10 protein-coding genes are annotated in these 12,467 nt (G+C 50.3%); 8 read left to right on the forward strand and 2 right to left on the reverse strand.

What is annotated here, in order from left to right; translation table 11 throughout:
• Positions 1-169 precede the first annotated feature (169 nt).
• Positions 170-2,014 (forward strand): DEAD/DEAH box helicase, encoded by a 1,845-nt coding sequence (locus tag BLP55_RS11895; RefSeq protein WP_091144308.1) that lies wholly within the window; start codon positions 170-172, stop codon positions 2,012-2,014.
• An 85-nt stretch (positions 2,015-2,099) separates the two neighbouring features.
• Positions 2,100-2,852: a carboxypeptidase-like regulatory domain-containing protein gene (locus BLP55_RS11900; RefSeq protein ID WP_091144312.1), complete on the forward strand. Its 753-nt coding sequence runs from the start codon at positions 2,100-2,102 to the stop codon at positions 2,850-2,852.
• Positions 2,853-2,948: 96 nt separating this feature from the next.
• Here the strand turns inward: BLP55_RS11900 and BLP55_RS11905 are convergent, their stop codons facing one another.
• A complete protein-coding gene (locus tag BLP55_RS11905) occupies positions 2,949-3,611 on the reverse strand; it encodes a TrmH family RNA methyltransferase (protein WP_091144315.1) in 663 nt (220 codons plus the stop codon).
• 131 nt (positions 3,612-3,742) lie between these two features.
• Here BLP55_RS11905 and BLP55_RS11910 point away from each other — a divergent pair, with 131 nt between their 5' ends.
• The 3 genes from BLP55_RS11910 (at position 3,743) to BLP55_RS11920 (ending at position 8,257) form a co-directional block, all read left to right on the forward strand.
• On the forward strand, positions 3,743-4,432 hold the full coding sequence (locus tag BLP55_RS11910) for an SIR2 family NAD-dependent protein deacylase (protein WP_091144320.1): 690 nt from the start codon (positions 3,743-3,745) through the stop codon (positions 4,430-4,432).
• An 83-nt stretch (positions 4,433-4,515) separates the two neighbouring features.
• On the forward strand, positions 4,516-5,862 hold the full coding sequence (gene purB, locus BLP55_RS11915) for an adenylosuccinate lyase (protein WP_091144324.1): 1,347 nt from the start codon (positions 4,516-4,518) through the stop codon (positions 5,860-5,862).
• A gap of 172 nt (positions 5,863-6,034) precedes the next feature.
• Positions 6,035-8,257 carry a cation:proton antiporter domain-containing protein gene (locus BLP55_RS11920; protein WP_091144328.1) on the forward strand — a complete coding sequence of 741 codons (2,223 nt, stop codon included), beginning with the start codon at positions 6,035-6,037 and terminating at the stop codon, positions 8,255-8,257.
• A gap of 400 nt (positions 8,258-8,657) precedes the next feature.
• On the opposite strand, the gene guaB is transcribed toward BLP55_RS11920, so the two are convergent.
• Positions 8,658-10,130: an IMP dehydrogenase gene (gene guaB / locus BLP55_RS11925; RefSeq protein ID WP_091144332.1), complete on the reverse strand. Its 1,473-nt coding sequence runs from the start codon at positions 10,128-10,130 to the stop codon at positions 8,658-8,660.
• 155 nt (positions 10,131-10,285) lie between these two features.
• Here guaB and BLP55_RS11930 point away from each other — a divergent pair, with 155 nt between their 5' ends.
• From BLP55_RS11930 to BLP55_RS17460, 3 genes are all read left to right on the forward strand, one after another.
• On the forward strand, positions 10,286-10,846 hold the full coding sequence (locus BLP55_RS11930; protein WP_091144335.1) for a TetR/AcrR family transcriptional regulator: 561 nt from the start codon (positions 10,286-10,288) through the stop codon (positions 10,844-10,846).
• A 70-nt stretch (positions 10,847-10,916) separates the two neighbouring features.
• Positions 10,917-12,008, forward strand: coding sequence for an MBL fold metallo-hydrolase (locus BLP55_RS11935; RefSeq protein WP_091144381.1), 1,092 nt, complete (start codon positions 10,917-10,919; stop codon positions 12,006-12,008).
• A gap of 308 nt (positions 12,009-12,316) precedes the next feature.
• The coding region (locus tag BLP55_RS17460; RefSeq protein WP_394331922.1) for a helix-turn-helix domain-containing protein at positions 12,317-12,467 on the forward strand (151 nt) is incomplete at its 3' end.

A 12,467-nucleotide genomic window follows, 5' to 3' on the forward strand; every position in this document is an offset into this window, starting at 1 on the left:
AGCCCAAACGTGCACGATCAGACGCATTTTCGTCCAAGCCAATTATTAATTATTAACTATCAAATATTAATTAACTGATTTTCAATCACTAATTAATTCCCAATTCTCAAATTTCAATTAGGTTTAACGGTTTATTCGACGTACTTTTGCACCGAATTTAAAAACACCTATGAACAAATTTGAACAATTGGGTCTGAACGAGTCGCTACTGCTGGCGGTCAAAGACCTCGGATTTGAGAATCCATCAGAAGTACAGGAGAAAGCGATTCCCCTATTATTGGAAGAAGACACCGATTTGGTTGCGCTCGCACAAACCGGAACCGGAAAAACCGCCGCATTCGGCTTTCCGTTGATCCAAAAAATCGATGCAGCCAACCGCAACACACAAGCCCTGGTCTTGTCGCCAACACGCGAGTTGTGTTTGCAGATTACCAACGAATTGCGCAATTACTCCAAATATGAGAAAGGCATCAACGTCGTGGCAGTTTACGGCGGTGCCAGCATTACCGAACAAGCGCGCGAAGTCAAGCGCGGCGCACAAATCATTGTCGCTACGCCGGGCCGTATGCAGGACATGATCAACAGAGGTTTGGTCAACATTACGCAAATCGATTACTGTGTATTGGACGAAGCCGACGAAATGCTCAACATGGGCTTTTATGACGACATCGTGTCGATCTTGTCGGATACGCCTGAGGAAAAAAACACCTGGCTTTTCTCGGCCACCATGCCTGCCGAAGTAGCGCGCATCGCCAAGAAATTCATGGAAAGCCCACAGGAAATCACCGTAGGGACCAAAAACTCGGGATCGGCAACGGTTTCGCACGAATTCTACCTGGTGCAGGCACGCGACCGTTACGAAGCGTTGAAACGTTTGGCCGATGCGAATCCCGATATTTTCTCGGTCGTTTTCTGTCGTACCAAGCGCGACACGCAACACGTGGCCGAAAAATTGATCGAAGACGGATACAACGCGGCAGCCTTGCACGGTGATTTGTCGCAGGCGCAACGCGACTCGGTCATGAAATCGTTCCGCGGACGCCAAATCCAGATGCTGGTGGCCACCGACGTGGCCGCGCGTGGCATCGACGTAGACAACATCACGCACGTGGTGAACTACCAATTGCCCGACGAAATCGAAACCTACAACCACCGTTCGGGAAGAACCGGTCGTGCGGGTAGGCTCGGGACGTCGATCGTGATTGCGACCAAGAGCGAGATCAGAAAGATCCACGCCATCGAAAAAATCATCAAGCAACAGTTCGAGGAGAAAACGATCCCATCGGGCATCGAAATCTGCGAAATCCAGTTGCTCCATTTGGCCAACAAGATCAAGGACACCGAAGTCGACCACGAAATCGACAACTACCTCCCGGCCATTATGGGCGTGCTCGAAGGCTTGTCTAAGGACGAACTCATCAAGAAAATGGTATCGGTCGAATTCAACCGATTCATCAACTACTACAAAAAGACACGCGATTTGTCGGTACAGGCCGGCGACAAGAAAGAAGGCCGCGAGCCACGCGAATTCAACGGCAGCGCGGTGCGTTACTTTGTCAACATCGGTTCGCGCGACGATTTCGATTGGATGTCTTTGAAGGACTTTTTGCGCGACACGCTCGATTTGGGCAAGGAAGATGTGTACAAGGTGGACGTCAAGGAAGGATTCTCGTTCTTTAACACCGATCCCGAGCACACCGACAAAGTCATGGATATCCTCAACAACATCACGCTCGAGGGCCGACGCATCAATGTCGAGATTTCTAAAAATGACGGTGGCGGCAGACGCGACCACAACAACCGCCATGGCGACCGCGACCGCGGATTCAAAAAAGATTTTGGGTTCAAGAAAGACGGTTTCAAAAAGGACGGTTTCAAGAAAGACGGTTTCAAAAGCGACCGCGGTGCAGGATTCGGCGGCAAAAGACGCAGCGACACCTTTGCCGACAGGGCGCCGAGACGTTCTGAAGGCTTTGGCGACCAGTCGCGTCCGAGGCGTTCGAGAAAAGACTGATCGGCTTAGTTAATTTTCTTATAATTTAACAGGGACTGCAAAATATCTTCACGCGTTTTACTACTTTTAGCCCAATCAAACGCACATGAGGAATTTTGCAGTCTTTTTATTTTTGGTCTTTACGACATGGGTTTCCGCGCAGGACAAAGTGACGGGCACGATCCTCAACGACGCCACGCAGGCACCTGTTTCGAACGTCAACATCATCAACGTAAATAAGGTGCGCGGCACGACCACCGACGAAAAAGGCAAATTCGAAATGGAAGTCACCGTAGGCGATACATTGCATTTGTCGCTGATCGGGTTCCAATCGATCAAGATCCGCGTGACCAACGACTGGCTCAAGACCAAGAGCACCACCATCAAACTTACCGAAAAGGCCATTGCGCTCGAGGAAGTGTTGATCATGCCGTATACGCTCACGGGTTATCTTGAAGTCGACTCCAAACTGATCCCCATCCACGAAAACTACCGCTACAGCATTTCGGGTTTATCAGCCGGATACGAAGCCGGGGAATACTCTCCCGCGGCGTTCGGGCGCGTCATCGGTTCGATCTTTAACCCCGCCGACATGCTCTACAGTTTTTTCTCGAAACGACCCAAAGAGCTCAAAAAGCTGCGCGAGATGAAAAAGGACGACACCGTGCGCAACCTGCTCGAATCCAAGTACGACCGCGAAACGGTTTCGGTGCTGCTTGGCATCGACAAACAGGACATCCCCGAGATTTTGCAACGCTGCAATTATTCCGAAGCATTTGTCAAGACGGCCAACGACTTGCAGATTTTGGACGCAATCAGCCAGTGTTACGAGGAGTATAAAGTGCTGAAGCGAAATTAAATATTAAAGTCCAAATTCCAAGCACCAAATTCCAAATCCCAAGTACCAAACGTTCTTAGGATGTTTTGGAATTTGGTATTTGTTATTTGGTATTTGTTATTTGGTATTTTCATAATAACGCGCTTCGATCCGCTCGATGTCCTTAATCGAATGCCGCGCCCAATCCAACCGCTTTTCCAGAATTTCGTCGTCGGATAGTTTCCAGTCGATGTCTGAACGCCGCAAACGATTCGTCAAATTCTCGATCACGATCGCCGCCGACACCGAAATATTGAGGCTTTCGGTAAACCCCACCATCGGGATTTTCAAAAAACCGTCGGCCTGCTCGATCACCTCGGGCGACAAACCGTCGCGTTCGGTCCCGAAAAAAATCGCGCTTCTTTCCGAAATGTCGAAATCGGCAAGCAAACAATCGTCGTGGTGCGGTGTGGTCGCCACAATGCGGTAGCCCTTGCCCTTGACATGCGCGATGCAATCCGAAATGTTCTCGAACCGGTGCACATCCACCCACTTTTGCGCACCCATCGCGATCTCTTTGTCGATGCGCTTGCCGTATTTCTCCTCGACCACATGCAGCTGCTGCACGCCAAAAACCTCGCAACTCCGCATGACGGCGCTGGTGTTGTGCAACTGGTACACGTCTTCCATCGCAATCGTGAAATGGTTGGTACGGTTGGCCAGCACCTCCAGAAAACGCTGTTTACGCGCCTCGGTCAGGAAGTTTTCTTCAAGGTAACGCAAATAGTCGAGGTCGGTCATGGGTTGTATTTTTGGTAAAAATAATTTTTTTTGGGCGTGCCGGCACAACAAAGTTTCAAGTTTAAGGTTTAAAGTTGTCACTAACCGGAACATTCCCTAACTTTAAACTTTAAACGCAAAAACCGCATCCCTTGAAAAAACTCGTCGTACTCACCGGCGCCGGTATCTCGGCCGAAAGCGGTCTCAAAACCTTTCGGGATTCCGATGGTTTGTGGGAAGGCCACAACATCCAGGACGTAGCCACACCCGAAGGTTTCCGGAAAAACCCAGAACTCGTCCTCGAATTCTACAACCAACGCAGGCGTCAGCTCCATGAAGTTGCGCCCAACGCCGGGCATTTGCTCCTGGCCGATCTTGAGAAAGATTTCGACGTACACATCGTCACGCAAAATGTCGACAACCTGCACGAGCGCGCGGGCTCTTCAAAAGTGTTGCATTTGCACGGCGAGCTGTTCAAAGTGCGCTCCACCAAAAACTACGACCACGTCCTGGATTGGGAAACCGATTTGCACATTGGCGACATCGACGGGTTCGGACACCAGCTGCGGCCGCACATCGTTTGGTTTGGCGAGGCCGTCCCTGCGCTCGACCAAGCGGTTTCCTTGACCGAACAGGCCGATTGCTTTGCCGTTGTCGGGACGTCGTTGCAGGTGTATCCCGCGGCTGGATTAATTTCGTACACGTTGCCACACATTCCGGTGTTTTACGTCGACCCGAAACCTGCCCCGATTTACAGCGTGCCCAATCCGGTTGAAATCATTGCCGAACCCGCATCGACGGGTGTCGCCAAACTGCGCGAAAAACTGCTGCAAATGCGATAATTTTTGCGATATAATCACGCGGTTTGCTTTCATTTTCGGATGTTAAAAGCTATATTTGCGCTTCTCGAAAAAACAACACAACCATGCAACCACTCACCGCACTCAATGCGATTTCGCCCATCGACGGGCGTTACCGCGGCAAGACCATTTCCCTTTCGCCGTATTTTTCAGAGGAAGCGCTCATCCGCTACCGCGTACTGGTCGAAATCGAATACTTCATTGCCTTGTGCGAAATCCCGCTGCCGCAACTGCAGGGCGTAGATGCGGGCCTGTTCGGGAAATTGCGTGCGATTTACGAGAATTTCTCGACCCAAGACGCACTTTGGATCAAGGAAACCGAAAAGACCACCAACCACGATGTCAAGGCCGTCGAATACTTCATCAAGGACAAATTCGATACGCTCGGACTGTCGCAATACAAAGAATTCATCCATTTCGGGCTCACCTCGCAAGACATCAACAACACCGCCATTCCGCTGTCGACCAAGGAGGCGTTCGAGAACGTTTATGTCAAACTGCTCGTACAAGTGGTGGCGCGGCTCAAGGAATTGCAGCAAGAATGGAAAGATGTACCGATGCTTGCACGCACGCATGGGCAACCCGCTTCCCCTACCCGACTGGGCAAAGAAATCGGCGTGTTTGTCGAAAGGCTTGAGGAACAAATGCGGCTCTTGTTCAACATCCCGTTTGCGGCCAAGTTCGGCGGGGCGACGGGCAATTACAACGCGCATTTTGTAGCCTATCCGAACCAAGATTGGCGCGCGTTCGGCCAACATTTCGTACAGGATATTTTGGGCTTGCACCATTCGTTCCCTACTACGCAAATTGAGCATTACGACCATTTTGCCGCATTTTTCGATGCGCTCAAACGCATCAATACCATTCTCATCGACCTCGACCGCGACATCTGGACCTATGTGTCGATGGACTATTTCAAGCAAAAAATCAAGGCGGGCGAGATTGGCTCGTCGGCCATGCCGCACAAGGTCAACCCGATCGATTTCGAGAATTCCGAAGGCAACCTCGGCATCGCCAACGCGCTGTTCGAACACCTTTCGGCCAAGTTGCCGATCTCGCGTTTGCAGCGCGATTTGACCGACAGCACCGTGTTGCGCAACATCGGCGTACCCATGGGACACACCCTCATCGGTTTCGAGGCGACGCTCAAAGGACTCGACAAATTGCTGCTCAACGCCGACAAATTCGCCGAAGACCTAGAGAAAAACTGGGCCGTCGTGGCCGAGGCCATCCAAACGATCTTGCGTCGCGAAGGCTATCCGAACCCGTACGAAGCACTCAAAGGACTTACGCGAACCAATACGGTCATCGACCAGAAAGCGATCCATGAATTTATCGGGACGCTCGAGGTTTCTGACACGATCAAGAATGAATTGCTGGCGATTACACCGTCAAATTATTTGGGGATTTAAGTTCTTCGGACTGTCGTAATTTTAGTATCAAGGCAACTTTCGGCTTGTCTCGTTAGTAGACAAACCGCAATTTTTGTCTTGTTTCTTTACCAAATCGTCAAAAGGCTTCGGCCAATTTTCACGTCACAAGTTTTTTTAATATCTTACGGCGTCTACTCCAAAATCCAATTGTATGAGCGCAGCCGAAGCCACCACACACCTTTACCCACTGATCAGCGATTTGGGACTCATCCTGATGACCGCCGCCGTCGCGGTGCTGCTGTTTAAGATCATAAAGCAGCCGTTGGTGTTGGGGTATTTGATTGCGGGCTTTTTGGCGGGCAACCATTTCGATTTTTTCCCGTCGGTCAAGGACATCCACAGCGTCGAGATTTGGGCCGAGATTGGTGTGATCTTCCTGTTGTTCAGTCTTGGACTCGAATTCAGCTTCAAGAAATTGATGAAAGTGGGCGGTACGGCATCGATTACAGCCATCACGCAAATTGCGTTCATGTTGTTTTTGGGTTATACCGTTGGGATTTTGATGGGCTGGGAACGTATGGATTGCCTGTTCCTGGGCGTGATCCTTTCTATTTCTTCGACCACAATCATCCTCAAGACGTTCGACGAATTGGGCGTCAAGGCACAAAAGTTTGCAGGCAATGTCATCGGGGCGCTGATCGTACAGGACATTGTCGCGATCTTGATGATGGTACTCTTGTCGACCATAGCCGTGAGCAGCCAATTTTCGGGAAGCGAGCTGCTTTTTTCGATACTGAAGCTCGCATTTTTCCTGACGATTTGGTTCGTGGGCGGCATCTTTTTTATCCCTACGATCCTCAAACGCGCCAAGCATTTGCTGTCGGACGAAATGTTGCTCATCATTTCGCTGGGGTTGTGTTTGATGATGGTGATCCTGGCCGCCAACGTAGGGTTCTCGCCTGCGCTCGGGGCTTTTATCATGGGTTCGATCATCGCCGAGACAACACAGGCCGAACACATCGAACACCTCGTAAAACCCGTCAAGGATTTGTTTGGCGCGGTGTTCTTCGTATCGGTAGGTATGCTGATCAATCCCAGTACGCTGGTCGAATATGCGATTCCGGTGGCCATCCTTACATTGGTTACAATTTTTGGGCAATCGCTATCGGCTACGGGCGGTGCGCTGTTGTCTGGACAGCCGCTCAAACCCGCAGTGCAAACCGGGATGAGTTTGTCGCAAATCGGGGAATTCTCGTTCATCATCGCCACGTTGGGCATGTCGCTGGGCGTGACGTCAAGCTTTTTGTATCCTACCGTCGTGGCCGTTTCGGCGGTGACCACGTTCACCACACCGTTTATGGTGCGCTGGTCGAAACCTTTTTCCGAATACCTGTCGCAAAAGTTGCCGCGCAAATGGCTCAGGCGCATCGAACGGTACAGCGCCAACGCACAGGCCATCAAATCGGTGAGCAACTGGCAAATCGTGCTGCGCGCCTATTTGACGCAGGTGGCCATACACACCATCATCATCATTTCGGTGATTTTGCTGTCGTCTAACTATTTGCTGCCGCTGGTGCAGGGCAACAAGTACGGTAATCTTATTGCGGCGTTCGGTACATTGGCCGTGCTGTCGCCTTTTATCTGGGCTTTGTCCTTGCGTCGTGTTGCGACCAAAGAGGTGCAGATCCTGATGGCCGAACGAAAATACCGCGGCCCGTTGGTGATGATGGTCTTGTTTCGGTTCCTGCTTACTTTGTTTTTGCTGGGATTCTTGCTCAACAACTTCTTCTCGCCGCGCGTGGCGCTGCTCACGTTTTGTGTCTCGATCGTGTTGTACATTTTGTTCCAGCGCAAACTCAACAAACAATACCACCGCATCGAGACCCACTTCATGCGCAATTTCAACGCGCGCGAAATACTGCGCGACAAGAACAACCGCAGCGACCTTACGCCTTGGGACGGGCACATGACGCTTTTTGACATCGCCAAGGAATCGAACCTGGCGGGCAAGACACTCAAGGAAATGAAACTGCGCGAAAAGATGGGCGTGAACATCGCGTTCATCAAGCGCGGCGAGATTTCGATCAACATCCCCAACCGCAACGAACGACTTTTCCCGGGCGACGAGATTTGTGTGATTGGCACCGACGACCAATTGCAGCAATTCAAGGGGTTCCTCGAACAAAACGAACGCGATGCACCCGAAAACGAAGTCGAGTCGGATATTGTGTTGCAACAGCTCCAGCTCGAAAATGAGGAATTCATTGGCAAGAGCATACGCGATTCGCAATTGCGCGAAAAGACGAGCGGATTGGTCGTGGGCATCGAACGACAAGGCAAACGCATCTTAAACCCCGATTCGCTCGAGATCTTGGAAAAGGACGATATTTTGTGGATTGTGGGCGAACGCAAATTGTTGGCGACGTTGAAATAATTTATTATTTTTTATTCTTATTGTTTATTCGCCATTTAAAATTCAAAATTTAAAATTTAAAATTTAAAAAACGCCGAGCCGCAGCATAACGAGTTTCGACCAACGAACTTCGAAGTTTGCGACAGGCCCTAGCCCCGATTACCTCACCTAGTTAATATTTTTGATAGGTGTTCGGTGAACGCTGAAGCGTTTGAAGTGGAAATCCTTTTGCGGCATTTGATATTAAGAGGAGGAAGCCCAGCGGGCTTCAGGTAGATGGTTCAATAGCCGCAAAAGATTACTTCACTTAGTTGACATTTTTCAGCGGAGTTCAGTGAACTTCGTTTGCAACGAAAAGCGGGAATCAGCTCCCAACAAAAAAGCAGCCTTTTCAGACTGCTCTTCTTATTATTTTCTTTTTTTACCGCGAGTAATTCGGTGCTTCTTTCGTGATGGTCACGTTGTGCGGATGGCTTTCGGTGATGCCGCTCGACGTGATGCGGACAAATCTGCCCGTTTCCTGCAACGTCGGAATGTCTTTCGCACCGCAATAGCCCATGCCTGCGCGCAATCCGCCGATGAATTGCTGCATGCTTTCGTTGAGTTCGCCTTTGTACGGTACGCGACCCACGATGCCTTCGGGAACGAGTTTCTTTACATCGTCTTCGACATCCTGGAAATAGCGGTCTTTCGAGCCTTCCTGCATCGCCTCGACCGAGCCCATACCGCGGTAGGACTTGAATTTTCGGCCTTCGAAGATGATGGTTTCGCCCGGCGACTCCTTGGTTCCGGCAAGCAGTGAACCGAGCATGACGCAATCGGCGCCGGCTGCGATGGCTTTCGGGATGTCGCCTGTGTAACGGACACCGCCGTCGGCAATGACAGGAACGCCCGTACCTTTGATGGCCGCGGCGACTTCGAGCACGGCAGAGAATTGCGGGAAACCGACACCGGCCACGACGCGCGTGGTGCAAATCGAGCCAGGTCCGATGCCGACCTTGACACCGTCGGCGCCATTCTCGACCAGGTATTTTGCGGCTTCGGGCGTGGCGATGTTGCCAACCACCACATCTACTTGCGGGAATGCCGATTTGATTTCCTTGAGCGTACGGACGACACCTTCGGTATGTCCGTGTGCGGTATCGATGATGACGGCGTCGACACCCGCATTGACGAGTGCTTCGGCGCGTTGGACCGCATCGGCAGTTACGCCAATGGCCGCCGCCACACGCAGACGTCCGAATTTGTCTTTGTTGGCGATGGGTTTTTGCGTGAGTTTGGTGATGTCGCGGAACGTGATCAATCCCACGAGGGTGTTGCTGGCGTTGATGACGGGCAACTTTTCGATCTTGTGTCCTTGCAGGATGACTTCGGCTTCCTGGAGCGATGTGCCTTCGGCGACGGTCACGAGGTTTTGCGAGGTCATGACTTCGGAAATCGGACGCGAGAGTTTTTTCTCGAAACGCAAATCGCGGTTGGTCACGATGCCTTGCAGCTTTTTGTCTTCGTCTACAATCGGGATGCCGCCGATACCGAATTCCTTCATGACCGATTTGGCGTCGGCTACGGTCGAAGTCAGCGGAAGCGTCACCGGATCGATGATCATGCCCGATTCGGCGCGTTTGACTTTACGGACCTTGGTGGCCTGCTGTTCGATGGTCATGTTTTTGTGCAACACGCCGATGCCGCCTTCCTGCGCCATTGCGATGGCCATCGCGCTTTCGGTCACGGTATCCATGGCCGCAGAAACAACGGGTACGTTGAGCGTGATGTTGCGGGAGAATTTAGATTGGATCGAGACTTCGCGCGGGAGCACGTTGGAGTAATTCGGGACGAGGAGTACGTCGTCGTACGTGAGCCCTTCGCCTATAATCTTGGAGTTGTGTGCAATCATTACAAAAGGTGTTGTAGTTAAATTGCGTGCAAATATAGCGAAAATAAGTGAACGATAAAATGGTTGGCGTATCAGAAAGTTAAGTTAAAAATGCCGGTTGGATTTTGTGGGTTAAATTAGTGTCGTACATTTGTCGACTGATTAGTCAATCTAAAATGGATAAGCAACAGGAAATATTGGCCGCCGCGCTCAAATTGTTCGTCGAAAACGGATTCCACGGCACGCCGACAAGCAAGATCGCCAAGGAGGCCGGTGTCGCCAACGGAACGTTGTTCCATTACTATCCGACCAAGGACGATTTGATCGTATCGCTTTACATTTCGATCAAACTGCGCATGGCGACCCACATCGCCGAACAAATCACAGACGGTGCAGATTACAAGACGATGTTCAAGACACAGTTCATACAAGCGCTGTATTGGGCGATGGAACACCAGGCTGAATTCCAGTATGTGCAGCAATTCTATTCGTCTCCGTACCAGGCGATGCTCCAATCGGCGGAATTGCAGCAAATCATGGACAAAAATTGCCACGACATCCAACGCGCCATCGACGACAAGGTCATCAAGGACTTACCCGTCGACTATATTTTTACGATGATCAGCAGCCATTTGAACGGCATCCACCAGTATTTGAAAAACGCGAACCTCGACGAAAAAAAACAAAATGAAACCATCGCCCAGACTTTTGGGTTGCTGTGGGACATGCTGACTTAATTTTTAAATTTTATCTAGAGTGATTAGTCAATCAAAATCCAAAATATTCAAATTCATCAAACGTATCCTCATGTATTTGCTTCTTTTATTGGCCTTACTGGCCCTGGCCGTATACCTTTTTATGCAACAACCCGTATTCGGAAAATTACCGACGGGTGCCCGACTCAACCGCATCGAGCAATCCCCTAATTTTCGCGACGGGAGCTTCCAGAATCTTCATTTGACCCCAGCGCTCGCCGAGGGCGAAACCATGTTCAAGGTGATGAAGAAGTTCTTTTTCGACCAAAAAATACGCAACAAACCCTCCGACAGCCTGCCGTCGAAAAAAATTGACCTGACGACACTATCGCCCACCGAGAACATCATCGTTTGGTTTGGCCACTCGTCCTACTTCATGCAGCTCGACGGCAAGAAATTCCTGGTCGATCCAGTACTGAGTGGTTCGGCATCGCCCATCAAGATCACGACCAAAAGTTACCTGGGCGCCGATGTATACACGGTCGAGGATTTTCCTGAAATCGACTTTTTGCTCATTACGCACGACCATTACGACCATCTCGATTACGAAACGATCAAGGCACTGCGACCCAAAGTAAAAAAAGCGATCATGGGGCTTGGCGTGGGCGCGCATTTCGAACATTGGGGCTACGATGCCGGTGTGCTCGTCGAAAAAGACTGGTATGAAACGGTAGATTTGGGCGATGGATTCCAGATTACGCTCACGCCTACACGCCACTTTTCGGGCCGTACATTCAAACGCAACACCTCGCTCTGGACGTCGTTCGTATTGCAAACCCCTTCGCAGAAAATGTACTTGGGCGGCGACAGCGGCTACGATACACATTTTGCCGAAATCGGTGAAAAATACGGGCCTTTCGATCTGGCAATTTTGGAGTGTGGCCAGTACAACGAAAGTTGGAAATACATCCACATGCTGCCGCATGAGATTGTCCCCGCGGCCGAGGATTTGAAAGCCAAAGCGCTGATGCCGGTGCATTGGGGCAAATTCTCGTTGGCCAACCACCCTTGGGACGAACCGATCAAGAGAGTATCGGACTATGCAAAACAGCAAAATCTTCCTTTGCTTACGCCGATGATCGGCGAAAAAATCGATTTGGATGTGGTGAAGACTTTTGATGGGTGGTGGAAAGAGGTGCGTTAACGTTTCGCGCAGTTACGCAGGAGCATAAAAGCGCATTGGATACTTCCTCTTAGATAATGTTTCTTCGTGAAGAAAAAACGCCCGGCCACTAAAAACCAGCGATCACGTAAATGCGCTGTTACACCGGCGCCCATAATGTTGTTTAGAACCCAAAAAAATATTTACTACGTACACTTTGCTGAACTATTTGAATAAAAAAATAGTTCAGCGAAGTTGTTGTAAATTTTCAGTTGCAAATATTTTGCAACAAGAATTTTGCAACAAAAGTGAACTGCCCCCCAAAAGTTGGACACTATTTGAGGGTATTTATGGAAAGAAAAGTCAAGCACAGTTATGATTTCAAACTTCGCTGTGTAGAGGAGGTTTTAAAAGGCCGTTCGGCCATTTCTGTCGCAGCTGAATTCAAATGTGACAGATCCCAGTTATGGAAGTGGGTTGTTTTATACAGACGTCGCGGGG

It is taken from the genome of Flavobacterium caeni, assembly GCF_900101895.1.
Taxonomy (GTDB): domain Bacteria; phylum Bacteroidota; class Bacteroidia; order Flavobacteriales; family Flavobacteriaceae; genus Flavobacterium; species Flavobacterium caeni.